The organism is Vibrio rumoiensis 1S-45 (assembly GCF_000286955.2).
GTDB lineage: Bacteria > Pseudomonadota > Gammaproteobacteria > Enterobacterales > Vibrionaceae > Vibrio > Vibrio rumoiensis_A.
Genome location: NZ_AJYK02000061.1, coordinates 64,200 through 90,784, shown reverse-complemented (window position 1 = coordinate 90,784; position 26,585 = coordinate 64,200). Strand labels below are relative to the sequence as shown.

Genomic DNA, 26,585 nt, shown 5'->3' with positions numbered 1-26,585 from the left:
TTTCATCGCATTCTATTATTAATATTGAAGGTTAATATAATCATGGTGAATAGCCACTTAATTTTATATTAAATAATTGAATATATTTATTTGTGGATTTAAATATACGAGGGATTTATGACGACAGCTCGCGATTTAATACAAGCTCTTAATGATCAGGTTGCACAATCTGTGGTTGGCCAATCTCATGTGGTTAATTCGTTGGTGTTGGGTCTGTTGACTGGTGGGCATATTTTACTTGAAGGTTTACCTGGTACGGCAAAGACTCGTTCAGTTAAAGCACTCGCGAATGCACTGCAAACTCAATTTGGTCGCATTCAATTTACGCCAGATTTACTCCCTTCCGATGTTACAGGCACAGAGTTGTATCAAGAAGTCGAAGGGAAGCATCAACTGCATTTTCAAGCCGGGCCTATTTTTAATAACATCGTTCTTGCGGATGAAATCAACCGTGCGCCAGCTAAAGTTCAAGCCGCTTTATTAGAAGCAATGGCGGAAGGCACGATTACCGTTGGGGATAAGACTCACCAATTACCTGAGCTTTTCATGGTGCTGGCGACACAAAATCCGATAGAACAAGAAGGGACTTATCCTCTGCCTGAAGCGCAAATGGATCGGTTTCTATTAAAAGTAGATGTAGATTATCCAGATGCAGCGGCTGAAAAAGATATTATTCGTCTTGTTCGTCATGAAGAGAGCCGTGATGATGAAAAAGACCTTTCTGCTAATGGTACAGATGAACCTGAACGTTTCGCTTTTGATATCAATGCGGTTTTTGAAGCACGTAAGCAAATTTCAAAAATTGAAGTGTCCGATATGGTAGAAGATTATATCGTGAATTTGATTATGGCGACTCGTAAGCCACAAGATTACCCAAACTCTTCACTGTCCACTTGGATTGAAGTGGGTTCTAGTCCTCGCGCATCCATAGCGTTGGATAAATGTGCACGTGCCCAAGCTTGGTTAGCAGGCCGAGATCATGTGATCCCAGATGATATTCGAGCCGTTGTTCCAATGGTTCTGGGCCATCGTTTCATTCTTTCTTATGATGCATTGGCAGATGGCATCACGCACCAGCAAGTGGTTAATGAATTATTGAATACCGTCACGATTGGTTAGAGAGGTCGCTATGGCAACACAAGTTCTTGACCCAAGGATATACAGTGACTTTTCACAATTAGTTCGGCTGCAAAGTCAGGCACATTCATTCAGTTTTCTACCTAAAATGAATGCAGGTACGGCTTTGGCTGGGCGTCATAATTCACGCTTTCGTGGGCGAGGTTTAAATTTTGAAGAACTTCGCCATTATCAACTAGGTGATGACATTCGTAACCTTGATTGGAAGGTGACGATTCGTACCGGTAAACCACACGTAAGAATGTACACCGAAGAGAAAGATCGCAATGTGTTGGTGGCAGTTGATCAACGCAGCGGTATGTTTTTTTCTTCAACAAGTGTTATGAAATCGGTTGTGGCGGCTGAAATTGCGGCTTTAACTGGGTGGCGAGTTTTGAAAGATAATGATCGTGTTGGGTTCAGTTTTGTGACTCCTGAGCGAATCGTCCACCACAAAGCCCAACGTTCGCAAAACGATTTATTAAGAGAGCTGCGCCATGTGGCTCGTTATAACCAAGATCTGAATGTGGGATCAAAAAATATCTCTACTGTTCACTTTAGTGACTGGCTAAAAAGCATTGCACAATTAAAGTTGAAAGCGGCCACTATTGTGATTATTAGCGATTGGCACGACACGTCAGAACAGGACATCAAACGCCTGCAACACTTACAACAGCATAATGATGTGCTGAGTATTTTAGTGTCCGATCCTATGGAACAATCACTGCCTGATCATACAGCTAAAAGTCGTTGGGTCATTGGTGATGGTCAATATCAATTGAGTTTAGATTCGCAAAGCAAAGTGAGTGCGGCGAATGAAAGTTTACTTTCTCAAAGTAATTTAAAGCGTGATCAATTAGTAAAGATAATGGCAATGAATAAAATGCCGTTAATTGAATTGGATACCCAAGGCGATCATATTAAGCAATTTAAGCGTTCAATAGGAGGTATGGCATGACACAGCCAGCACCACCCGGTTCGTATATTTTACGTGGCTTACAAGATGTAGGCATGCCTGATCATGTCAGTTGGATGCCTCAAACTTTAGGCTGGAAAATACTCGGAACGATAATATGTATCGTGTTGATCTATTTTGGTTATAAAGCGGTTCAACGCTGGTGGTTCAATCGCTACCGATTGGAGGCTATTCAAGTAACGGAAGGATTATCGATAGATGATCCTAAATTTGAATATAAATTATTTGTCATCATCAAACGGGTTATGGGGCATCTTAATCCCAGTTATCATTCTTTATTTGGTCAAGAATTTCTTTCTACGATGACTGAATATCCAATGCAAAGCAGCCTAAAACTCGAAGCGACATTGGGCGATTCTTGGATGTTGGCGTTAACTTCCAAGCAATATGCTTTAGGTCAGTCTGATAAAAATACACTGAAACAATATTGCCTAGATTGGTTTAAATTACATCAAATGAAGGAGGTACAATGATCACCTCTTCATTAGAATTGGCAACACCAATGTGGTTGTGGATCCTTCCTTTACCGCTTTTGATTTATTGGTTTGTACCCGCTTATCGCACCAAGCGTACCGCAGTGAAAGTCCCATTTTTTGATTTGCTTAGTAAAACTTTAGGTGAAGAGCCATCACAAGGCGCAGCACAATTAAAGTCAAGCTGGTGGCAACGCATTATATTATTAACGTCTTGGTTATGCGTGGTAATTGCTTTAGCGCAACCTAAAATGCTGGGTGAGCCACAAACGCGTGAGAGCATGGGACGAGATGTCATGGTGGCGGTGGATTTGTCCGGCTCGATGTCAGAACAAGATTTTACCAATCCCGATGGCCAAAAAATTAACCGACTTGATGCTACGAAATTGGTGTTAAAAGATTTTGTCGCGCAGCGTGAAGGGGATCGTTTGGGGTTGATTTTATTTGGAGATGCCGCTTTTGTGCAAACGCCATTTACTGCTGATCATCAAGCTTGGTTAACCTTGCTTGATCAAACCGATGTAGCGATGGCTGGTGAAAGCACGCACCTTGGTGATGCGATAGGGTTATCGATAAAAACGTTTGAACAGGGTACGAAAAATGGCACACCTGATCGTGAAAAAGTCGCGATTATTCTAACGGATGGTAATGATACCGGCAGCTTTGTAGAGCCTATTGATGCAGCGAAAGTTGCCGCTGCCAAAAACGTTCGAATTTATGTCATTGCCATGGGCGATCCGAGTACGGTCGGAGAGCAAGCGTTGGATATGGATGTGATCAATCAAATCGCGCAGGATACGGGTGGACAAGCCTTTCAGGCAAAAGATCGAGAAGGCTTGAAAACAGCTTATGACGATATTAACAAGTTAGAACCTAAATTGTACGAAAGCACGACCTACCGTCCGAAAGTGTCATTACAGCATTATTTCATATCGGTTGTGATGATCTTGTACTTGCTGGCTTTTGCATTAATGACCATAAAACGTATTCGTACTAATCGGATAGAACTCGCCCTCAGTAATAAAGCTGAACAGCAAGGAGAGGAACATGTTTGATTCACTTCTTTGGCAGCAATTTTTTACTCAGTTTCACTTTATTCGTCCGTGGTGGTTAATCTGCTTTATTCCTTTTGGCGTGATTATATTTCTACGCTGGCGCTTTGATACGAAATCCGAACTGTCAGATATTATACCGCAGCATTTACGTGAAGTTTTAACCATTGGTGAGCAAGGTTGGAAAAAACAGCTTCCTCTTAAATTGCTCGCTGTGTGTACGGCACTTGGCATTATTGTGTGTGCCGGACCCAGCTGGCAACGTGAAGCATCGCCTTTTGGTGAAGATAAAGCGGCGATGGTCGTGGTGTTAGATAACTCGCAATCGATGCTTGAAAAGGATTTGCCTCCAAGTCGTCTTGAGCGTTCAAAACAGAAAATCCGAGATCTTCTTAATTTACGAGCGGGTGGGAAAACCGGGCTTGTGGTTTATGCAGGTAGCGCCCATACCGCAATGCCTTTAACTCAAGATAGCGCCGTATTTGCTCCATTTTTAGCCGCGATTACGCCCGATATTATGCCTACAGCTGGAAAGTTTGCTGAGAAAACCTTACCTGTGATTGATAATTTACTTAATGGCTCACCCGGTGGAACGGTTTTGTTGGTAACCGATGGTGTGACACCAAAAGCCATTGATGCTTACGGTGAGTTTTTTAAAGACAAGCCTTATCAATTGTTAATTTTAGCAGCAGGGAACCCTGATATTGCGACAAATAACCCGATTGATATGAAATCGTTAAATCAACTTGCCGATAAAACCGACGGGCGTGTTATCACTACGACAGTGGATGATTCTGATCTTAAAACCTTGAATAATGCCATTGAACGTAACATGCAAATTAATGGTGAATCCGCAATGCCTTGGAAGGATATGAGCCACCCATTTATTATTGTGATGGCGGTTTTAATGCTCTTTTGGTTCCGTAAAGGTTGGTTAGTTCAATGGTGCTTAATCGGTGCGTTTACAATAGGTATGACGCCTCATCAAGCGCAAGCGTCTGTTTATTTAAAAGCAGAAACAAAAACAAAAGTGGTTGAGATCTCAACGTGGGATAAAGTGACTCAAGTATGGATGGACCTGTGGCTCACACCCGATCAACAAGGGCAACGTCAATTTAATAAGCTCAATTACCTTGAAGCGGCAAAACACTTTGAAGATCCCATGAGAAAAGGAATTGCCTATTATTACGCGGCAGAATACAAGTTAGCCCAAAGCGAGTTTGTCGAAGCCGATTCTGATTTGGGTTTGTATTACGCGGCAAGCGCGCTTGCTCGTCAGCGAGAATATGTCGCAGCAAGAAGCCTGTTACGCCAGTTAGATAAAAAAGCTGATTTGTCCCCTGAATTACGTAAAAACGTCGAACATAACTTAAAAGTCATTCTAGGGATTGTGGATGATGTAAACCGTATGAGCAAAAGCCAAACGGGTACGGCGGATGGTCCTGGTAATAGCCGAGAGCTAAACGATGAGCCACAAACAGGAGATGGTGCAGAAGAACAAGCGTCCGCAGAAGAAACCGTGAAACAAAATATGACCGCCGAGCAAATTCTTGGTAGCGATGAATTAGCCAATAAGTGGTTAAAGAAAGTCGATGCGGATCCTAAATTCTTTTTAAGTCGTAAATTCATGTTACAGCTTCAGCAAGATGTCCCAGGCAAAGGCAGTCTATCTCAGTCTTCTCCCGAAAATGGCACCTCTAATAGCCAAAGTAATCTACCCAAAACGCAAGAGGTGCAATAATGAATATGTCTCGAATGATGGCCATTGTTGGATTGGTTTTACTCACGTTAACTTTACCGATGAGAATAGCCTATGCGATTGGAGCATCTAACAATGTCAGCAACGGACAAGTCGACAGTCATGTTGTTGAAGTGAAGGCTTGGTTAGGAGCAGATCAAGCAGACACCTCCAAAGCCTACTCAGTCACTGAACAAGTTATTTTGACCATTGATATTAGTACCCCTCGTTGGTTTGTTGGACCTACCACCATTGGTCATATAGATATCCCCAACCTTGTAGTTAAACAAAGAAATGCATTGGCGACCAATTACACGTCAAGAAAAGATGGCGAGACTTGGGCTCACCAGCGTTGGGAATTAACGCTGTATCCACAAAGTTCAGGGACGTTTACTATTCCAGCATTACCGATTACGGTCAATATTGCCGGTGATAACGCAAAGAAGACCCAAGGAACACTATGGACAAATAAACTGTCTTTACAAGCTCGACTGCCAAGTGGGAAGTTAACTGAAAAAGATCAATGGTTTGCCGCCAGCAATGTCACTGTCACTCAAGATTGGCAAACCACTCGAGAGGGCATGAAAGTGGGCGATGCGGTGACTCGTACAATAAAGATTGAAGCGAATGACTCATTATCCATTTTATTACCACAAGTGCTAAAAAGTCAGTCAAAGCCGCAATACCAATCTTATGCTGATCCTGCTCAGCTCATCGATAAAAGTGTACGTGGTGATTACCTTTCTAGCCGACAAGACCAAGTCGTTTATGTACTGCAAGAAGGCGGGAAAGTAAGCTTTCCGGATTTACACTTAAAATGGTGGAATACCAAAGAAAATAAGGTGGAATCCGTTACGCTAAAAGGAAAAGCATTTAGTGTCACCCATACGCCTCGTTCATTTATTAAAACTTATTGGTCTGTGATTGTTTCTATAGTGGTAGCCTTAATCGTGATTGTATTGTTGGTTATTGGTATTAAACGCTATTTTAAAACTCATGAACAGCCGCTTGCGTTACAATATCAGCGCTCCATTTGGAATAAAAATTTCGCTCAATCTCGGTTGCTTCTGTACATAAAATTAAAGCGAATAACACAGTATTATGCTTTTAATGAAAGTGCTGAGTTAGCCGATATTGGGGAAGGCATAATAGAAGAAGGGTCAACCTCTCATTGGAAAGGTTTTTGGCGAAGAATTAAACCAGCCTCGCGCACCGCGAGAAGTTTGTTAACGCCTTTAAAGCTCAATGAAACGCTTAAAAACATGAATAAACATTGATGAAATTAGATAAATCGGGCCGCTACACCAGCAAACAATACCAACAAATGGACGAGATTTTGTGAAGAAACAAGTGCAATTTATTTTAGTAGTAATAATGGCTTCTTTTCTATTGGGTATGTCAGCTTACGCTGCAACGCCGAGTGAGCAATGTGCAAGTTGTCACCAGCAACAGGTCGATGATTGGAAACAATCGGATCACTTTCATGCAATGGAAAAAGCAACGGTTAAAACAAGCTTAGGCAAATTTGATGGCCGTAGCATTGAGTATTTAGGAAAAAAAGCGACCTTCTCACAAGATGCACAATCTCGCTTATGGGTGGATTTTGTCGATGAACAAGGTCAAACTCAGCATCTTCAGATTGAATATACCTTTGGTTATCAACCATTACAGCAATATATGTTTAATGCTGGAAAAGGAAGTAAACAGTTTATACCTTTTGCTTGGGACAGCAGAAATAAAGAAGAAGGTGGGCAGCGTTGGTTTATTTTACACCCTGATCAAGCCCCAAATGATACTTTTCATTGGACCAACAAAGGTCAAAACTGGAATCAAATGTGCGCAGATTGCCACTCTACCGATTTTGAGAAAAATTTTAATCTTGAAACCAAAAGCTATCAATCGACATTTTCTGCTCTGAATGTGAGTTGTAATGCTTGTCATGGTGATGAGTCTCAACACCTTAAGTGGGCAAAAGGCGATAAGAGCATTGCTAACCAAGGTTATGATGTCAATATTAAGCAACAAACGCCAATCTTCCATAAAAATGCTGAAGGAAAAATGGTGTCAGTACAGCCTTTAGTGCCATCAAAGCAAGTTGAGACGTGTGCAACTTGTCATGCACGCCGAGCGCAACTGAAAGATCGAGTATCCCCACAAGATATTGTTGATGCCTTCCAACCGTCGTTAATTACACCTGAGCTGTATTACCCTGATGGACAGATCGCAGATGAAGTGTATGTATGGGGTTCGTTTATGCAAAGCAAAATGCATGAAAAGGGCGTGACTTGCAGTAATTGCCATAACCCTCATTCTGGGAAGTTAAAGTTTACCGGTAATCAAACCTGTACCCAGTGTCATAGCCAGCCAGAGTACGACACGGATAAGCATCATAAACACGCGAAAATGTCTGCGGGTAACCAATGTGTTGATTGTCACATGCCATCGACGACCTATATGCAAGTTGACCCAAGGCGTGATCATAGTTTTAAAGTACCAAGGCCAGATCTCACCTTAAGTACGGACTCTCCTAATGCTTGTAATGCTTGTCACCAAGATAAGAGCGTACAATGGAGTGTTGATACATTGAAAAAATGGTATCCAAATAGCCCATATCAAGGGCAGTCGCATTTTTCGATGGTTTTCCACAATGCCGATAATGGCTTGTTAAGGTCGAGTACCGAGCTCTCTAAAATTGCTCAAGATAAGAATTATCCTGATATTATTCGTGCGTCAGCGTTAACTCGTATGGCGACATTGCCGGATGCGAATACCGTAGTGGCGATTACTCGCGCAATAAAAGAAGACGAGCCGTTAAAACGCTTAGGCGCTATTGATGCCGTTGAAAATTTCCCAATTACTCAACGCTGGCGATTAATTCATACTCTACTTGCAGATAAAAATTTATCCGTAAGAATTGAGGCGGCGAGAGTGCTTGCACCTATTTTGGTTGAATCACCTTTAACGTCTGGTACCACAGAAGATGACCGCACCCAGTTGAATAAAGTGTTAGATGAATATCGCCAAGCTCAAGTTTATCAAGCGGATCGTGGTTTTTCCCATGTTGCCTTAGGAAATTTAGCGTTGAGTCTAAAGCAGCTGGATAAAGCCGAAGCTGATTTTAAACAAGCGATTAATGTAGAGCCTATTTTTATCCCAGCTTACGTGAATCTTGCGGATGTTTACCGTGTAAAAAAAGAGGAAAGTAAAGCTCGAGATATATTGGAACAGGGTCTAAAAATTGCACCTGAAAATGCGACCTTGTATTACGCGAAAGCAATGAGTTATGTGCGAGATGGACAGAAATCGAAAGCATTAGAGCCATTACGTCATGCTACACATTACGCGGCAAGTAATATGCAATATCACTACACTTATTCGCTATTGTTAAAAGATGTAGGTAAGCCAAAAGAGGCGGTAGAAGAATTAGTAAAAGCCTATGAACTATCATCAAATAATCCTGATTTGGCATACGCTATTTCTCAAGCATATATTGAACTTAAGGATTATTCTTCGGCGTTAGTGTATGCAAAAAAACTACAACAATTGGTACCGAATAACCCCCAAGTCGATGGGTTTGTAAGTCAGTTAATGCAAATGAATTAATTTTTCATGGTAAGGATTGTTAGGTAGATAAAAATGCACGCCATATAGCGTGCATTTTATTTTGATTACTGAATTACTTTCTTTTCAGCATGTCATCGTGCTTTATTTCAAATCAAAGCGATCCAGTTCCATTACTTTTGTCCACGCTTTCGCAAAGTCGTTCACAAACTTTTCTTTCGCATCAGAAGAGGCATAAACCTCTGCCACTGCGCGAAGTTGAGAGTTTGAACCGAACACGAGATCGGCGCGAGTTGCTTGCCACTTGGCTTCACCCGTTTTACGATCAGTGCCTTGGTAGACTTTTTTGTCATCGCCAACTGCTTTCCATTCGGTGTTCATATCTAAGATATTGACGAAGAAATCATTGCTTAATGTTTCTTTTTTGTCAGTGAACACACCATAATCTGTTTGCTCATAGTTAGTACCTAACATGCGTAGGCCACCCACTAGAACTGTCATTTCAGGAGCCGTCAACGTTAACAGTTGAGCTTTATCTATTAACAAGTACTCTGCTGGTACACGAGTCTTGCTTGCATCAAAATTACGGAAACCATCTGCAATCGGTTTTAGGTAATTGAAAGAATCAATTTCTGTTTGCTCTTGAGTTGCGTCCATACGGCCTGCGTTGAAGTCGATATTCATCGCGACACCTGCATTCTTAGCCGCTTGTTCAACCGCTGCATTACCTGCAAGTACGATTAAATCAGCGAAAGACACTTTTTTACCATCTGCTTGAGATTGGTTGAAAGAAGCTTGAATGCCTTCCAAAATAGACAGTACTTTTTCAAGTTGTTTTGGCTGGTTTGCTTCCCAATCTTTTTGCGGAGCAAGACGAATACGCGCACCATTTACACCACCACGCATATCTGAACCACGGAAAGTCGACGCTGCAGCCCAAGCTGTTGAAGCGAGTTCTGAAATACTTAAACCTGAGTTTAAGATGTCTTCTTTTAGTTGTTTTTCATCAGCTTTGCCAATTAATACGTGATCCACTTCTGGGATCGGATCTTGCCAAATTAAATCTTCAGCAGGAACTTCTTGGCCAAGGTAACGTGCTTTTGGTCCCATATCACGGTGCGTCAATTTAAACCAAGCACGAGCAAAAGCATCTGCAAACTCAAGAGGATTCTTCAGGAATCGACGAGAGATTTTTTCATACTCTGGATCAAAGCGTAACGAAAGGTCAGTCGTTAGCATTGTTGGTTTGTGTTTCTTAGAAGCATCAAAAGCATCTGGTACGCTGTTGTCATCGGTTTTTGCAACCCATTGCCATGCGCCTGCTGGACTCTTAACTAGATCCCACTCATAGTTGAATAGGTTTTCTAGGAAGTAGTAGCTCCATTTAGTTGGTGTTTGAGTCCAAGTGACTTCTAAACCACTTCCAATGGTATCGCCAGCTTTACCAGAACCGTATGTGTTGTGCCAACCTAAACCTTGCTGCTCAATATCTGCAGCTTCTGGATCTGCGCCAACATGCGCCGCATCACCCGCACCGTGTGTTTTACCGAAGGTGTGACCACCGGCAATTAAAGCGACGGTTTCTTCATCATCCATTGCCATACGAGCAAAAGTATCACGAATATCAGCAGCAGCTGCAACAGGATCTGGTTTGCCACCAGGGCCTTCTGGGTTCACGTAAATTAAACCCATTTGTACTGCGGCTAATGGGTCTTCTAGGTCGCGATCGCCTGAATAACGTTGATCATCTTCAAGCCATGTTGTCTCTTTACCCCAGTAAGCGTCTTGTTCTGGTTCCCACACATCTTTACGCCCACCGGCAAAACCAAAGGTTTTAAAACCCATAGATTCAAGAGCAACGTTCCCCGTTAGGATAAACAGATCGGCCCACGAAATTTTCTTTCCGTATTTTTGTTTAATTGGCCAAAGTAAGCGACGTGCCTTGTCTAAGTTTACGTTATCTGGCCAACTGTTCAGCGGAGCAAAACGTTGTTGACCTGTACCACCGCCCCCACGGCCATCAAAAGTACGGTAAGTACCCGCACTGTGCCAAGCCATACGAATGAATAGAGGACCGTAATGACCAAAATCTGCAGGCCACCATTCTTGAGAGTCGGTCATTAGTTCGTGAAGATCACTTTTAATTGCTTTTAGATCTAAGCTTAAAAATTCTTTTTCATAGTCGAAGTTAGGATCCATGGGATCAGACTTCGAACCTTGCTGATGAAGTATCGAAAGATCGAGTTGATTCGGCCACCAGTCTTTATTTTTTGTGCCAGTAGCCGCAGTTTTTGCTGCGCTGTGGAATGGACATTTTGATTCATTAGACATAGTTTTTCCTCGTTACTTATAAATTATATGCATCTATACGGTAGTTATTGTTTATCCTAGTCACTATTTATCTTACAAGCTAATTGCTTATGGTTATTAAATCAATAGATAAACCTTATTAAAATTAAGGAAAAAAGAAATAATAAAACGATACCTTCAACCGTAGCGTAAATTGGTTACACTATGGGGTAGGTTCCATTACTTTTTGAGATAATTAATGCCGTTTTCTACCCTTGGACTGAGTCCTGCTATTCAAAAATCTGTTGCTGAGTTAGGTTACGACCAACCTACTGAGATCCAACAAAAAGCCATTCCTATTGTTCTGCGAGGCGAAAACCTGATTGCTGCCGCGCAAACTGGTACAGGTAAAACTGCCAGTTTTGTTTTACCGATGCTTGAAATGTTAAGTAAAGGCGAGACACAACGTAAAAAACGTATTCGTGGTTTGGTTTTAGTTCCAACGCGAGAATTGGCGATTCAGGTAGAACAAAATGTTCAACAATATGGAAAGCATCTTAATTTAACGTCTTTAGCTATGTACGGTGGGGTTGATTACGCGCCGCAGAAACAAGCCTTGATTGAAGGTGTTGATATTTTAGTGGCGACTCCTGGGCGCTTGATTGATTTATATGGTCAACACTCAGTTCATTTCGATGAAGTGGAAATGCTGGTATTGGATGAAGCCGACCGCATGCTTGATATGGGTTTTATTGAAGACATCAACAAAATCCTTGCTCGTCTGCCTGAAAATATACAAAACTTATTGTTTTCCGCGACGTTATCAAACCCGGTTCGCGAGCTGGCTCGTACCGCCATCGATAACCCAACTGAAATATCGATAGCCAAACACAGCGCATCGAAAGATTCTATTAATCAATACATGATCACCGTTGATAAAGACAAGAAGTCGGCATTATTGACGCATTTACTGACGGAAAGAGATTGGTCTCAAGTGTTGATTTTCATCGGCACCAAGCATGGCGCGGCTAAATTAGTCTCTCAGCTTGAAAAACGTGGCATTGCAGCAGAAGCGATTCACAGTGGTCGAAATCAAGCATCTCGTGCACGAGTATTAGATGAGTTTAAAGCCGGTACGGTAAAATACTTAGTCGCGACAGGTGTTGCTGCGCGTGGTATCGACATTGACGATTTGCCTTGTGTGATTAACTACGATCTACCTTTCCCTGCTGATGATTACGTACATCGGATAGGCCGTACAGGTCGTGCGGGCTCAAAAGGTGAAGCCGTGTCGTTGGTTTCCCGTGATGATTTTAAAAACTTATGCATGATTGAAAGCCGTTTAGGGCATTTGATCAAACGCAAAACAGTGGAAGGGTTTACCCCAGTTAAAGACGTGCCAATTTCGGTTTTAAATTATGTGCCTAAGCATAAAAGACAGCCGCTAGAGTCTTAATTGAAGAGCAGCCACAGCAAGATTAGTGCGCGCCATACGGTTAAACATCGTATGGTGTTTGTATATCAAGAATTATGAGCAAGTTTTTAAAACTGCCATTGTATTATTCTTCATACTCAAACCGAGCAGAACGCGCTTCAGCTAAGGTACAGTTGGTATTGTTCATCAGCTCGGCAAGTGTAATGTTAGGCTGTTGCTGTAGAAGATCTTTCAGTTTCTGCTCTTTTGATTCAGGCTTGTCGCTAGCTTGCTGCAAGCCTTCATCCAGTTTAGTCATTAAATAACTCATCGTTGTAGAGTGGTGGTATTTCAGGCGATCAGATAAAGCTTGAATACTACTAATATCACCAACTACCTGCCAATTACGAGAACGACGAATTCGTTTTATTTCACAGCCGCACTCCAGTGCCATTGCCTTAGCAAGTTTGGCATTCTCCCCACCGATCCGATGAATTAAAGAAGGCAAAGCGATGATGGGATTGGTATTAGGCATGAATTTAGTTTCTTTTGTAACAGATACTCTAATTGTATAGAACAAGGCTTAAATACCAAGACTTGTTGGCGGTAAATTGAAAATAGATATTGTGCTATTTTTTCATTCAGTGACTTTTCTCTCTTCAGTACCAACATCAATTCATCAATATCTTTCCTATTCTGAGTTCATTTCTTCGATAAATATTGCTAGAGTCCGCTCCATATTAAACCCACGATGTAAGGTGCAATAATGGAAGAGATCTTTTTTGCTGGTGGTTGCCTATGGGGCGTACAAGAATTCATGCGCCACCTGCCGGGTGTAGTGGTGACAGAAGCGGGAAGAGCAAATGGTACCTCAGAGACTACTCAAGGTGATTACGATGGTTATGCTGAATGTGTGCGGATGAAGTTTGACTCACAAGAAGTCTCTCTGAAAGAATTGATGGAGTACTTTTTCGAAATCATTGATCCGTACAGTGTGAATCGCCAAGGTGAAGATGTGGGTGAAAAATACCGAACTGGCGTGTATAGCCGAGATGCAAAACATTTAGCTGCAGTAAGGGGCTATATTAAAGCTCGACCTGATGCGAATAAGATCGTTGTTGAAGTAAAGGCGCTGACTAACTACGTGAAAAGCGATGATGAACACCAAGATAGGTTGACGTTAAACCCAGGCGATTATTGCCATATTCCCATTGATTTATTGCATAAGTATCGTCAGAAGTAAGTGGGTTGGTTTTGTTCGCTATCTCTCTAATTTGAGGCTCGTTTCTTTTTTGTGATGGTAAAAATGAGCCAATGCGATATGTTATGAAGGCATGATAACCGTAGAGAGGCAGCGTGATGTTTACATTGGAAATAGACAGTGACTTAAGATTGGCACTTATCGAACGATCTTTTGCTAAGCAGTACCTCGAAATCGTATCCAACCAACAAGAATATTTATCTCAATGGTTAGCTTGGCCACCTCATGCCAAAACCGAAGACTTCTTTTTAAGATTCGTTCGTCAATCCTTGCTGGATTATGCCGAAGGGAAAAGCATGACCTGCGTTATTATTTATCAAGAGAAGCTAGTCGGTAATATCAGTTTTAATACCATCAATCATCGTTTAAAAACGGCTGAAATAGGTTATTGGCTCAGCCAAGAGCATCAAGGCAAGGGTATTATTACTCGCGCGGTATCCAAATTCATTGATATAGCCTTCACCGATTTAGATCTTGAGAAAATTCAAATTTCTGCCGGTGTTGATAACCTGCCAAGCCGTAAAGTGTGCGAGCGTTTAGGTATGAAGCTCGAAGGGATTATTTCGAATAGTGAAAACTTAAATGGCCGAATTATTGATCATGCGGTTTATGGATTGTTGAGAAAAACGCCACCTTTGAAAGGTGATGAAGAAGCGTAATTTAGGATCTCTTACCCTGTAGGGTTTATTTGAATGTTGATGTTGTGGTTGAGTCTTCACTCAGTGCTCTACGAGCAACCTTTTTAGTATCCGGTCACCCTTAATATTGGGCAAATGGAGTCAATTATGAGTTTTGAAGTAAGTTTCGATAAAAATATACAAGAAAGTGAAGTTGTGGCGTTATATAGCGCGAATGAATGGTCTTCCGCTGAAAAGCCTAAAGAATTAGTGGCAGCTTTAAAGAATTCTCATTCTCTTGTTGTTGCGAGATTAAACGGTAAGTTGATCGGCATTGGCAACGCTATTTCTGACGGTTATTTGGTAGTCTACTATCCACATATGCTTGTTCACCCTGATAACCAGGGGCAAGGTGTTGGCCGAAAAATGATGGAGCTATTTCAGACAAAATATAAAGACTTTCACCAGCAAATGTTAACTGCGGATGGAGAAGCTATCGAGTTTTATAAAAGCCTAGGCTTTGAACGTGCAGGTAAAACTGAGCCAATGTGGATCTATGCAGGTAATGAGCACTAAATATCTCGCAATGGCGAAGCTTGAAATTTTTATGTATTCAGTTGTGTATGCCTCAAAACCATTTACCCCAACAAAAAACGAGCACTCAATTGAGTGCTCGTTTTCGTTATATTCAAGCAATGATCTACTCATAACGATCAATGATAGGGCATGAACAGATTAAGTGACGGGTGGCCAGTTTTTTGAGCCTTTGCGTGAAGTGCTCAGTGTGTTTAATCCGGTGAGGCGATTATGTTTATTATTAGCCTCATTTGGTGAGTTGATTAAAGATAATAATCAGCTCATAATGTGAGTTGATTAAGTCGTATATTTAACTCAATAAAGTTGAACACTGGTAATAATGCAATTGTGATTAAGGTGAAGTATGTGGATTTGGCAGCAACCTGAGTGGCCTCATTTCATTTGGAATGAGCGAGAAATCGCACCATTATTACGTAAAGTGCGGTTTCATCAAGGTGAACTGTTAGGCAAAGCGCTTGGGCAGTCTGAAGATCAACAGCAAGTATTACTCGATACTTTACTGGCGAATATCGTCCATTCAAGTGCCATTGAAGGCGAGAAACTGAATGCATTTTCAGTGCGATCTTCGCTTGCTCGTCGCTTAGGTGCCAGTGAAGAAAAGCCTTATCCAACCTCTCAACAGAGTGATGGTTTAGCCGAAATCATGTTAGATGCGGTCAATAATTTAGAGGGGTCATTATCATTAGATCGCATATTGCATTGGCACCAGTGCTTATTCCCTAAAGGCTATACCTTATTTAATCCCATCCAAGGTGGGCAATTAAGAGGCTCCGAGCCCATGCAAGTCGTTTCAGGGCGAATCGATAAACCAACGGTACATTTTGAAGCACCGAATAGAGAATGTTTGGGATCTGAATTACAGAAATTTATCGATTGGTTTAATCAGTCTCGGCACGATGAATTGCTCGATCCATTATTACGTGCCGCGATAACGCATTTGTGGTTTGTCACGCTTCATCCTTTAGATGATGGTAATGGTCGCATTACACGGTTATTAACGGATTTAGCTTTGGCGCAAGCAGAACAACAATCGGTGCGTTTTTATGCCATGTCTGTGAGTATTTTAGAGCAACGTAATGCCTACTATGCCATCCTTGAAAAAAGTCAGAAAGGTGGTGTTGATATTACGTCTTGGCTAGTTTGGTTTTTAAATACACTACAAGCCACGTTTGATCATGTGCTGGCACAAATCGATCAGACGGTTTTTAAAACTAACTTTTGGCGAAAAATAGAACTAACCCAGTTAACGGCTGAGCAAGTCAAAGTTCTCAATCGAATGCTAGATGGCGATTTTGAGCAAGGCATCAATACCAGCCAATATCAAAAAGTAGCGAAAGTCAGCCGTGCCACCGCCACGAGACATTTAGCCACTTTAGTGGAAAAGGGATGTTTGCAAAAATCGGCAGCCGGTGGACGCAGTACTCGGTATCAGTTGCTGAACTCAATTAACTGAATATAGGAAAACAAGTCGCTGGGGTCGGTTCTTTTCTTTAGGGAACGGAACGTAGCGACGGCTAGTACCTTAATGTACAACATCACTCCAACAAAAAAACGAGCACTCAATGGAGTGCTCGTTTTATTTTTATCGCTATTTTAAAGCGGCAATTTACTCATAACTATCAATGCTCGGGCATGAACAGATCAAGTTACGATCCCCATAAACGTTATCAACACGGTTTACGGTTGGCCAGTATTTTGAATCTTTTGTTTGCGCTGATGGGAAGCATGCCACTTCACGAGTGTATGGGTGATCCCATGCCTCTGACATCAAATCCACTTGGGTGTGCGGCGCATTGACTAATGGATTGTTGTCTAGCGGCCATTCGCCTTTTTCAACATTATCCATTTCCGCACGGATTGCGATCATTGCATCACAGAAGCGGTCGAGTTCGGCTTTATCTTCCGATTCAGTCGGCTCTACCATTAATGTGCCAGCCACTGGGAATGACATGGTTGGTGCGTGGAAACCGTAGTCCATTAAACGTTTTGCAATATCTTCTTCGCTGATGCCAGTTTGCTCTTTCAATGGACGAATATCGATAATACATTCGTGTGCGACACGGCCATGATCACCACGGTAAAGTACTGGGTAATGTGGGCGTAGACGTTCCATGATGTAGTTAGCATTTAAAATGGCAAGTTTGGTAGCTTCTGTTAAGCCTTGTCCACCCATCATGGCAATGTAAGCCCAAGAGATTGGAAGGATTGAAGCACTGCCAAGATCGGCGGCAGCAACAGCGTATTCTTTACCCACCACACCATTTTCAATGTGACCAGGAAGGAAAGGTGCAAGGTGCGATTTCACACCAATTGGTCCCATACCTGGGCCACCACCACCGTGTGGAATACAGAAAGTTTTGTGTAAGTTTAAGTGTGAAACATCGCCGCCAATCACGCCTGGGTTGGTTAAACCAACTTGTGCGTTCATGTTTGCGCCATCTAAATACACTTGACCGCCAACAGCATGCACCATTTGGCAAACTTCACGTACGTTTTCTTCAAACACGCCATGAGTGGATGGGTAAGTGATCATGATGCTAGAAATGTTATCTTGATGTTTTTCAATTTTAGCGCCTAGATCGTTTAGATCGACGTTGCCTTGTTCATCACATTTCACTACAACCACTTTCATGGACACCATCGATGCGGTTGCAGGGTTTGTGCCGTGTGCGGAACTTGGGATCAAACACACGTTACGGTGACCTTCACCACGGCTTTGGTGGTAGCGTTGAATCGCGATTAAGCCTGCGTATTCGCCAGAAGCACCTGAGTTCGGTTGCAGTGAAAATTCATCGTAGCCGGTGATTTCACACAATTGCTTTCTCAATGAATCTGCCAGCGCAGTGTAACTTGCAGCTTGTTCGATTGGCGCGAATGGGTGGATTGAACCAAATTCTGGCCATGTAACAGGGATCATCTCTGCTGCCGCATTCAGTTTCATCGTACAGCTGCCCAGCGGGATCATGCCGTGGGTTAGTGAGAAGTCTTTGTTTTCCAGTTTTTTCAAGTAACGCATCATCTGCGTTTCGCTGTGATGCGTGTTGAATACTGGGTGTGTTAAGAAGCTTGAGCTGCGACGACAACTTTCTGGAATGGCAGAAAATTCATTAGCAGCAATATCCGATGAGAAATGGCTGACTTCCCATTCTACGCCAAAGATCGCGAATAATGCTTCGATGTCTTGGGTTGTTGTCGTTTCATCTAAGCTGATACCGAGTTGAGTTGGGCTCTTGCGTAGGTTAATACCTGCATGTTGCGCGGCTTGGTATAAACGCTCCGTTTGCTCTTGGCTGTCAATCGTAATGGTATCGAAGAAGGTTTGATGTGCTAATTCATAACCAGAATGTTTTAAACCTGCCGCTAATACTGCTGTGAAGTGATGAGTACGACGAGCAATGGTGCGTAAGCCTTCTGCGCCGTGGTAAACCGCGTAGAAAGAAGCCATATTGGCAAGCAATGCTTGAGCTGTACAAATGTTTGATGTCGCTTTTTCACGACGGATGTGTTGTTCACGAGTTTGCATTGCCATACGAAGGGCTTGATTGCCTTTGCTGTCAATTGATACACCAATTACACGGCCAGGCATAGTACGCTTGTGATTTTCACGCGTTGCCATAAATGCTGCATGTGGGCCACCGTAACCCATTGGCACACCAAAGCGTTGCGCTGAACCAATGACAACATCGGCGCCCATTTCACCAGCAGGCTTCAATAAAGCACATGCTAATAGGTCAGTCGCTACCGTGACCAACGTTTTATTGGCTTGCGATGCGGCGATCACATCCGTTAAATCACGAACTTCACCGGTTGTACTTGGGTATTGAAGCAAAGCACCGAAAACATCTTGTTGTGATAGGGTGTCAATGTCACCAATTAACACTTCAAAGCCAATGAATTCTGCGCGGGTTTTTACCACTTCAATGGTTTGAGGATGAACATCGTTTGCTACAAAGAAGACATTACTTTTGCTTTTACCTGCGCGTTTACAAAGCGTCATTGCTTCGCCTGCCGCGGTCGCTTCATCAAGAAGAGAAGCATTGGCGATGTCCATGCCCGTAAGATCCATGACCATTTGTTGGTAATTGAGCAGGGACTCTAAACGACCTTGAGAAATTTCAGGTTGGTATGGCGTGTAAGCCGTGTACCAGCCTGGGTTTTCGAGCACATTACGCAGAATAACGTTAGGCGTAAAGGTGTTGTAATAACCTTGGCCGATGAAAGTACGTTGTACTTTATTGAGTTGCGCGATGCCTTTAATTTTGGTCAGCATATCCGCTTCGCTCATTGGCGCTTCAAGCGTCATTGGCTCTTTTAGGCGAATGTTAGCCGGTACGGTTTGCGCGATAAGATCATCAAGGCTATTGGCTTTGGTATCGCTCAAAGAATTGATGATATCCAGCATGGCTTGTTGATCGTTAGAGTTTGGCCCGTTATGACGCCCAATAAACTCTTGGCTATTACTTAACTCATTGATTAGATTTGTCATTGTGCTACCTGAACTAAAGTAAAAGCCAGCGAATGGAGGTAAGCTGACTTTTTAATGTTGAATTGAAAAACAGCCAGTAACTCAATGAGGACTGGCTGTTTTCGATTAATCTTCTTCGATGCTAGCTAGATAATCTTCAGCAGATTGAAGGTTATCTAGCTCAGAAGGATCATCTAGTTTGATTTTTGCAATCCAACCGCCTTCATAAGACTCGCTGTTGATCAGTTCTGGGCTGTCTTCTAGGTCTTCGTTGACTTCAACGATTTCACCCGTTACAGGAGTGTAAATGTCAGAGGCAGCTTTCACTGACTCCACTAAAGAAAAGCTGTCGCCAGCATCAATGGTGTCGCCCACTTCTGGTAGATCCACAAATACCACATCGCCTAGCATTTCTTGAGCGTGCTCAGAAATACCGAGAGTGACAGTACCGTCACCATTATCACGAACCCATTCGTGGCTTTCGGTAAACTTTAGAGTCATGTCCATTATTCTTGCTCCTAATAGAGAATGTTATCTAATCAATGATTTATTAAGTACTTATAGCGCAATCGATTGCTTTAAAGATGGCATAACGATTGGTATTGCTAGTGTAGTCATTGAATGTGTAATTAAAAAGAATTGGGTGTTGAAGATAAATTTCCTCGTGACACCTTGTCCGTTCTCATATGACGTTAGCCATAACATACTTTTCAAAAGTTGATTATTCAACTAAAAGTTTCCTATAAGAAACAAGATTTCCAATTTTGTTACCTGCCGCACCTTTTAGGAAACACTTTCCCTTTAATCTAGCTTTTTGAATCGGTAGTATTGCAAAGCAATCGATTGCCTTGAGTGAAACCGCTCACAAATTGAACAATCGAGTTATGGATAATGCATGATAGGGGACATCAGTGAACTTAGAATCTAACCACATGACATTTCAGTCTGACGACTCGGATCAAACACTAACGCCATTGAATTTAGGGCAGCGATTAAAAGATATTCGCGTGCAAATGGGGTTAACACTTGAAGAAGCAAGTAAACGTACTGGTTTAGCGCGTTCGACGTTATCGAAAATGGAGAATGGTCAAATATCTCCGACTTTTCAAGCATTGCAAAAGCTAGCGACAGGGCTAGACATGCCCATCCCACAAATATTTGAGCCACCAAAACAAGCTGGTGCCGTCGGCCGCAGAGATATTACTTTGGCAGGGGAAGGCAAGCCGCACCCGACGACGACCTATGAACACGAGCTTTTGGCGACTCAGCTATCTAATAAACGAATGGTGCCATTTAAAAGTCGTATTCGTTCAAGAACATTCGACGATTACCAAGAATGGATTCGCCATGATGGTGAAGAGTTTTTATTGGTTCTAGAAGGAGAGGTTCGATTCTATTGTGAATTTTATGAACCGGTTGATCTGAAAGTTGGCGACAGTGTGTATTACGATGCCAGTATGGGCCATACGCTAATTTCATTAAGTGAAGAGGATGCATTAATTCTGTGGGTGACAGCAAAATAAGACTATTGTTGTGCTTTTGTTAAAAAATGTAGTGTTTTTTCACAATTTTAGCACTTGGTCTAGGTTAGATGGTTTATTCATGTTTATGATAAAGCCATTCAGGTAGCGTTTCATCATGGAGCTGTTTTTGATTGCTACTGAATTTATCTATATAAAATCAATTACAAAAGGATTTCACATGGAAGCGTTAACAAATTTTGTATCAGCAATTAATGGCGTGGTATGGGGTGTTCCTATGCTTGTCATGATCTTGGGGGTAGGGCTATTTTTAATGGTTGGCTTGCGTTTTATGCCGATCTTAAAATTACCTCAAGGGTTTAAATTATTGTGGAAAGGGCGCACCAGTACATCAGAAGGGGATATCACTCCTTTTAATGCATTGATGACCTCGCTTTCTGCCACTATTGGTACAGGTAATATTGCCGGGGTAGCAACGGCTATCGCTTTAGGTGGTCCGGGGGCTTTATTTTGGATGTGGTGTACGGCATTAGTCGGCATGGCGACAAAATATGCAGAAGCAGTTTGCGCAGTAAAATATCGTGAGAAAGATGGTAACGGTAATTTTGTGGGCGGCCCGATGTATTACATCAAAAATGGTTTATCGAGTAAGTGGGCTTGGCTTGGCACATTGTTCGCAATTTTTGGTTCGGTAGCCGGTTTTGGTATCGGTAATGGGGTTCAAGCGAACTCGGTTGCAGATGCACTGGATAGCAGCTTTGGTATCTCACACACCGTAACCGGTATTGTGTTGATGGTATTGGTTGGCCTTGTATTGATTGGCGGAATTAAACGCATTTCAGAAGTGGCTGGTAAATTGGTTCCGATCATGGCGGCATTCTACATAGGCGCAGGCTTGATCGTAATGTTTATGAACATCACTGAGATCCCAGCAGCATTTGGTTTAATCATTGAAAGTGCGTTTACTCCAGTAGCAGCGCAAGGTGGTTTTGCTGGTGCAGCCGTTTGGGCAGCAATTCGCTTTGGTGTGGCTCGCGGCGTGTTCTCTAATGAAGCCGGTTTAGGTTCAGCTCCTATTGCTCACGCAGCAGCGAAAACGAAAAACCCAGTGAAGCAAGGTCTGGTTGCCATGCTAGGGACGTTTATCGATACGCTTATTGTGTGTTCGATTACCGGTTTTGCGATTATTTTGTCAGGAGAATGGACGACAGGTTCCACAGGTGCGGCGTTAACGTCTAGTGCTTTTGCAAGTCAGTTGTCTTCAGGCAACATTATTGTCGCTATCTCGTTAGCTGTTTTTGCCTTTACTACGATTTTAGGTTGGAGTTTTTATTGTGAAAAATGTGTCCAATTCCTATTTGGTGTGAAAGCGATTAAGCCATTCCGTGTCGTTTGGGTGTTAGCGATTCCTGTTGGTGCAATGAGCTCATTAAACTTTGTTTGGCTATTAGCTGATACATTAAATGCCATGATGGCAATACCAAACTTGATTGCTTTGGCGCTGTTAAGCCCAGTGGTCTTTAAGTTAACTCGTGATTACTTTGCGGGTGTTGATGTGACAATGAAAGACTAGTCATAACAACATTTGAACTGGAAAGCGAATGGTTAGGGAAGCAATCCCAGGCAGTAACCATTCGCTTTTTTATCGCTAATTATTGATACCCAAGTTACCCCTCTACAAGTAAAAGTGGCTTAATCTTGCGATTTCATGTGAGATTACTTGGGTATAAAACAATGCTTATCAATTCATGTGAGATAAATGCGTTATCTTGCTGTTTTAGCTGTTGGAGGAATAATGACAGAACAACTTTTATCTACACCTTTGCACGCCATTCATATTGAAGCTGGCGCTAAAATGGTCCCTTTTGCTGGCTATGATATGCCAGTGCAGTACCCACTTGGTGTCAAAAAAGAGCATTTGCATACTCGTGATTCAGCTGGTCTTTTTGATGTTTCTCACATGGGGCAATTACGCCTTAAAGGAGCTGGTGCGGCTGCGGCGTTAGAAGCATTAGTGCCTGTTGATATTATCGATCTTCCTTCAGGTAAACAGCGTTATGCTTTCTTTACTAATGAAGAAGGCGGCATTATGGATGATTTGATGGTGGCCAACCTTGGTGATCATCTTTTCGTTGTTGTGAATGCAGCATGTAAAGATCAAGATATCGCTCATCTTCAAGCCCACCTTCCAAGCGGTGTTGAACTTGAAATCATTGATGATCGAGCATTATTGGCTTTACAAGGCCCTAAAGCAGCTGAAGTGTTAGCTCGTATTCAACCAAGCGTTGCCGACATGAAGTTCATGGATGTACAAGTGATCAATCTGAATGGGGTTGAATGTATTGTTAGCCGTTCTGGTTACACTGGTGAAGATGGATATGAAATCTCAGTACCAAGTGGTAATGCGGCTGAGTTTGCCAATACGTTAACTGCTTTTGATGAAGTGGAATGGATTGGTTTAGGTGCTCGTGATTCATTGCGTTTAGAGTGTGGTTTATGTTTATACGGCCACGATTTAGACACAACAACAACACCGGTTGAAGCCAGTTTGTTGTGGGGGATCAGTAAGCCTCGTCGTGCTGATGGTGAGCGTGCAGGCGGTTTCCCTGGTGCAGATATTATTCTAAAGCAGATTGAAACCAAAGATGTGCAACGTAAACGGATTGGCCTTGTTGGGCAAACCAAAGCGCCCGTTCGTGAAGGCACTAAGCTGTTTGATGCTGCTGATAATGAAATTGGTATTGTGACCAGTGGTACCGCTGGACCAACCGCCGGCAAACCAGTTTCAATGGCTTATATTGCCACTGAGTTTACTACAATTGGCACTGAAGTCTTTGCTGATGTTCGCGGTAAAAAATTACCAATGACTGTTGAAAAAATGCCGTTTGTGCCACAGCGTTATTATCGTGGCTAAATTCTGATAATACATTAAGACTCGCTTACATTTAACCTCACATTATTCGCTTAATGTGAGGTTTTTTTTGTGCTTTCCATCTAAGGTTTTTACTTTCGGATCGTTTCTTCCTTTCATCATATTCGGCTGTGTAATGAATCAAAGTTATTGATTTAATTTTATTTGTGCTATGTTTTCTGGAGATTATGTTTGATATGAGTAATAAATATACCTATGTTATGACAGGTAAAATCTATACTGAACTAATCTTATACCTAAGTGAATTCTAATTGATTTTCGTATTTTGAAGTGACTTAGGCATATATAAATCAAATCTCGATGAACCCGAGAGCAATGAGAATCCACCCTGCCATGAAAGAGTTTATCCAAGCTACAGTGACTATTCTTGCTTTAGTTAATCCTGCCATTTGTGCGCAAATGTTTGCGGAATGCACTGGGAGTATCTCCAAAAAGCAGAAAGTACAAGAAGCTTGTAAAACAGTGCTGGCCATTGCCATTGTGCTTTTTATTGCCGCTTTTTTTGGTACGGCTTTATTGAATGTTTTTGGTATTTCACTGGAGGCGTTTTCTTGTGCGGGTGGTGGGATTTTAGTTTGGATTGGTGCTGGTATGATTAAATCAGCTCAGAGCAAACAGCCAGCACACGCTGAATCTCACCATAGCGATAGGGTTTCCGTTACCCCATTAATTTTATTTGCGGCAAGCCCTGGCACCATTACTGGCGTGATCACTGTTGCGGTGTCCCATTCTAGCCATGAAATTCCAATTACCGCCATAGTGGGGGTCGCGATCACTATGTTGGTATTGGCTTTGGTTTTCTTACTGTCGATTCGTCTCACCGGGGAGAAAAAAGAAGCGTCTATAGCCAAGAAAATGGTCACCAGTTATATGGGGGTCATTGTGATTGCTATGGGGGTTCAGTTTATTCTATCTGGGGTGAAGGCTTTTATGCTGTAATCTATAGCACCTATCTTTAAAAGTCAGCCTTCACCTGAAAGGTTAATTGCTTTTTGGTATAAGGATGCTCAAAGGTCAATTGTTCGGCATGCAAATGTAAGCGGTTGGTTTTTTTACCATATAAGTCATCACCGACAATCGCCATGTTCAAACCATTTTGATGGGCGCAATGTACCCTAAGTTGATGGGTTCTTCCGGTTTTCGGGTATAAATAAACGCGACTATTACCGCCAATATTTTCAATCCATTCCCAAGTGGTGTGAGCCGGTTTTCCGTGTTCAAAGCACACCATTTGTCTTGGTCTATCCTCTAAATCACCGCGTAATGGTAGTGTGATTTCACCACGGTCAAAAGATACCTTTCCTTCTAATAATGCGACATAGCGCTTTTCGATCTCACGCGTAATAAATTGTTTTTGTAAGCTTTTATTGGCTCGTCGAGTAAGCGCGAAGACTAATAAACCTGAGGTCGACATATCGAGTCGATGCAATACAAATGGGCCTTCTACTTCAGGATATAAAGCTTGTAAGCGCGTGAACACTGAATCTTTTACATTAACACCGGGAACTGATAAAAACTCGGCAGGCTTATTGACCACCACAATCGCTTCATCTTCATAAATGATTTCAATCTCTTTACCTTCCGCATGGTTTTTCAGTAAAGGATTATCCTCCAACGTAATACCTTCTAACATGTGAGTCAAAATGGGGTGGCATTTATTTTGGCAAGCAGGGTAGAACTTCTGATGTTGTCGAATTTCAGACCTCGGGGAGGTACCCCACCAAAACTCGGCCAATGCAATCGGTGTAAAGCCATGTTTAAACGCATAGTGCAGTAATTTGGGGGCGGCGCATTCTCCCGAACCAGCTGGTGGCGTTGGGTTTGCGGTTGCACTGAAAATTTCAAGCAAAGACTTTTCTTGGCTGTGCTTATTGAGAAACTTATATTGTGCGAATAACTTTTTCTGCAATGCGGAAGATTGTTGTTTGCGTTGCAGTTTGAGCTGTTCGATAGCCTCTATTTTTTGTGCAAGCTGATCTTCTATAACTGCAATTTGTTTTGCCCAATGAGTTTTCAGATGTTTTTGCTGTGCTTTCTCGGCAACACTTTGTTTGCCTAAATCGTCGAATACAGCCTCTAGTGCTTCATTGGTTAAGTTGGCTTCTGCTTCTTTTCGAGCCAGTTTTCTTTGTTTACGACCTTGGATCATTAACTGTCGCTGCACTTCCAATTCATCTTCTGCTTGTTTTTTATTTTCAGTGAGTTGCTGATGAAAGCATGCCAGTTGAGGATCGTTTTCTAACTGTTGAATACGATGATTGATCGCATTAATGGGTGCTGTTCCTTCAAGGAAAAAACTGCCTTCAGTCAACATATCAAATACTGGCGGTACAAAACCAGAAAGGTGGTTCTGATCGGCCAATTTGCCAGAAAAAGAACTCAAGTATCCAAGTTGTCCATTGCTGTGTTTCACCACCAATACGCCAAACATTTTTCCATCTTGCTCAAAGTCATGTTGCCATTGGGTTTGAGACTGTAAATGGTGTTGTAATTCTTGCGCTGCGATCTGGCTTAATTCACTCGGCTCATAACAAAAAGGGAAGGTGAATTTTTCAGGCAATGAAATGTGTGAAATATCAGTATTAAAGGGTGTAAAGCAAGGCATAGAAAAGG

At 42.2% G+C, this 26,585-nt stretch carries 20 protein-coding genes and 2 pseudogenes; 17 read left to right on the top strand and 5 right to left on the bottom strand.

The window, feature by feature from the left end:
• Window positions 1–117: 117 nt before the first annotated feature.
• The 8 genes and pseudogenes from A1QC_RS15825 to A1QC_RS08305 form a co-directional block, all read left to right on the top strand.
• Window positions 118–696 (top strand): annotated as a pseudogene (locus tag A1QC_RS15825) (AAA family ATPase); the annotation flags it as partial.
• Between the two features lie 75 nt (window positions 697–771).
• Window positions 772–1,119, top strand: a pseudogene (locus A1QC_RS15820) (AAA family ATPase); the annotation flags it as partial.
• A 10-nt stretch (window positions 1,120–1,129) separates the two neighbouring features.
• Window positions 1,130–2,074, top strand: coding sequence for a DUF58 domain-containing protein (locus A1QC_RS08330; RefSeq protein WP_039836268.1), 945 nt, complete (start codon window positions 1,130–1,132; stop codon window positions 2,072–2,074).
• Window positions 2,071–2,565: a DUF4381 domain-containing protein gene (locus tag A1QC_RS08325; protein ID WP_017024687.1), complete on the top strand. Its 495-nt coding sequence runs from the start codon at window positions 2,071–2,073 to the stop codon at window positions 2,563–2,565. Before A1QC_RS08330 ends, A1QC_RS08325 begins: the two co-directional genes overlap by 4 nt.
• Window positions 2,562–3,620, top strand: a complete 1,059-nt coding sequence (locus A1QC_RS08320; RefSeq protein ID WP_017024686.1) for a VWA domain-containing protein — start codon at window positions 2,562–2,564, stop codon at window positions 3,618–3,620. Before A1QC_RS08325 ends, A1QC_RS08320 begins: the two co-directional genes overlap by 4 nt.
• On the top strand, window positions 3,613–5,358 hold the full coding sequence (locus tag A1QC_RS08315; protein ID WP_017024685.1) for a VWA domain-containing protein: 1,746 nt from the start codon (window positions 3,613–3,615) through the stop codon (window positions 5,356–5,358). The genes A1QC_RS08320 and A1QC_RS08315 overlap by 8 nt, the downstream gene beginning before the upstream one ends.
• Entirely contained in the window at window positions 5,358–6,632 is a 1,275-nt protein-coding gene (locus A1QC_RS08310; RefSeq protein ID WP_017024684.1) for a BatD family protein, read from the top strand. Before A1QC_RS08315 ends, A1QC_RS08310 begins: the two co-directional genes overlap by 1 nt.
• Window positions 6,633–6,729: 97 nt before the next feature.
• Window positions 6,730–8,958 (top strand): tetratricopeptide repeat protein, encoded by a 2,229-nt coding sequence (locus A1QC_RS08305; RefSeq protein ID WP_069575545.1) that lies wholly within the window; start codon window positions 6,730–6,732, stop codon window positions 8,956–8,958.
• 102 nt (window positions 8,959–9,060) lie between these two features.
• On the opposite strand, the gene katG is transcribed toward A1QC_RS08305, so the two are convergent.
• On the bottom strand, window positions 9,061–11,247 hold the full coding sequence (gene katG, locus A1QC_RS08300) for a catalase/peroxidase HPI (RefSeq protein WP_017024682.1): 2,187 nt from the start codon (window positions 11,245–11,247) through the stop codon (window positions 9,061–9,063).
• A 217-nt stretch (window positions 11,248–11,464) separates the two neighbouring features.
• On the opposite strand from katG, the gene A1QC_RS08295 reads away from it, so the two are divergent.
• A complete protein-coding gene (locus tag A1QC_RS08295; RefSeq protein WP_017024681.1) occupies window positions 11,465–12,661 on the top strand; it encodes a DEAD/DEAH box helicase in 1,197 nt (398 codons plus the stop codon).
• 103 nt (window positions 12,662–12,764) lie between these two features.
• Here A1QC_RS08295 and A1QC_RS08290 read toward each other — a convergent pair whose 3' ends face one another.
• Window positions 12,765–13,154 carry a ribosome recycling factor family protein gene (locus tag A1QC_RS08290; RefSeq protein ID WP_017024680.1) on the bottom strand — a complete coding sequence of 130 codons (390 nt, stop codon included), beginning with the start codon at window positions 13,152–13,154 and terminating at the stop codon, window positions 12,765–12,767.
• 231 nt (window positions 13,155–13,385) lie between these two features.
• On the opposite strand from A1QC_RS08290, the gene A1QC_RS08285 reads away from it, so the two are divergent.
• The 4 genes from A1QC_RS08285 (at window position 13,386) to A1QC_RS08270 (ending at window position 16,547) form a co-directional block, all read left to right on the top strand.
• Entirely contained in the window at window positions 13,386–13,862 is a 477-nt protein-coding gene (locus A1QC_RS08285; protein WP_017024679.1) for a peptide-methionine (S)-S-oxide reductase, read from the top strand.
• Between the two features lie 116 nt (window positions 13,863–13,978).
• Entirely contained in the window at window positions 13,979–14,539 is a 561-nt protein-coding gene (locus A1QC_RS08280; protein ID WP_017024678.1) for a GNAT family N-acetyltransferase, read from the top strand.
• Window positions 14,540–14,665: 126 nt separating this feature from the next.
• Window positions 14,666–15,073: a GNAT family N-acetyltransferase gene (locus A1QC_RS08275; protein WP_017024677.1), complete on the top strand. Its 408-nt coding sequence runs from the start codon at window positions 14,666–14,668 to the stop codon at window positions 15,071–15,073.
• 364 nt (window positions 15,074–15,437) lie between these two features.
• A complete protein-coding gene (locus A1QC_RS08270) occupies window positions 15,438–16,547 on the top strand; it encodes a Fic family protein (RefSeq protein WP_017024676.1) in 1,110 nt (369 codons plus the stop codon).
• Window positions 16,548–16,700: 153 nt separating this feature from the next.
• Here A1QC_RS08270 and gcvP read toward each other — a convergent pair whose 3' ends face one another.
• Both gcvP and gcvH read right to left on the bottom strand, forming a co-directional pair.
• Window positions 16,701–19,580 (bottom strand): aminomethyl-transferring glycine dehydrogenase, encoded by a 2,880-nt coding sequence (gene gcvP / locus A1QC_RS08265; RefSeq protein WP_017024675.1) that lies wholly within the window; start codon window positions 19,578–19,580, stop codon window positions 16,701–16,703.
• 105 nt (window positions 19,581–19,685) lie between these two features.
• A complete protein-coding gene (gcvH, locus tag A1QC_RS08260) occupies window positions 19,686–20,066 on the bottom strand; it encodes a glycine cleavage system protein GcvH (RefSeq protein WP_017024674.1) in 381 nt (126 codons plus the stop codon).
• 425 nt (window positions 20,067–20,491) lie between these two features.
• On the opposite strand from gcvH, the gene A1QC_RS08255 reads away from it, so the two are divergent.
• The 4 genes from A1QC_RS08255 (at window position 20,492) to A1QC_RS08240 (ending at window position 24,911) form a co-directional block, all read left to right on the top strand.
• Complete coding sequence (locus A1QC_RS08255; protein ID WP_039836273.1) at window positions 20,492–21,082, top strand: helix-turn-helix domain-containing protein; 591 nt, start codon at window positions 20,492–20,494, stop codon at window positions 21,080–21,082.
• Window positions 21,083–21,260: 178 nt separating this feature from the next.
• Window positions 21,261–22,613, top strand: coding sequence for an alanine/glycine:cation symporter family protein (locus tag A1QC_RS08250; RefSeq protein ID WP_017024672.1), 1,353 nt, complete (start codon window positions 21,261–21,263; stop codon window positions 22,611–22,613).
• Window positions 22,614–22,835: 222 nt separating this feature from the next.
• Window positions 22,836–23,954 (top strand): glycine cleavage system aminomethyltransferase GcvT, encoded by a 1,119-nt coding sequence (gene gcvT, locus A1QC_RS08245; RefSeq protein ID WP_017024671.1) that lies wholly within the window; start codon window positions 22,836–22,838, stop codon window positions 23,952–23,954.
• Between the two features lie 351 nt (window positions 23,955–24,305).
• On the top strand, window positions 24,306–24,911 hold the full coding sequence (locus A1QC_RS08240) for a MarC family protein (RefSeq protein ID WP_017024670.1): 606 nt from the start codon (window positions 24,306–24,308) through the stop codon (window positions 24,909–24,911).
• A 16-nt stretch (window positions 24,912–24,927) separates the two neighbouring features.
• Here A1QC_RS08240 and A1QC_RS08235 read toward each other — a convergent pair whose 3' ends face one another.
• Window positions 24,928–26,577: an RluA family pseudouridine synthase gene (locus A1QC_RS08235; RefSeq protein WP_017024669.1), complete on the bottom strand. Its 1,650-nt coding sequence runs from the start codon at window positions 26,575–26,577 to the stop codon at window positions 24,928–24,930.
• Window positions 26,578–26,585: the final 8 nt, after the last annotated feature.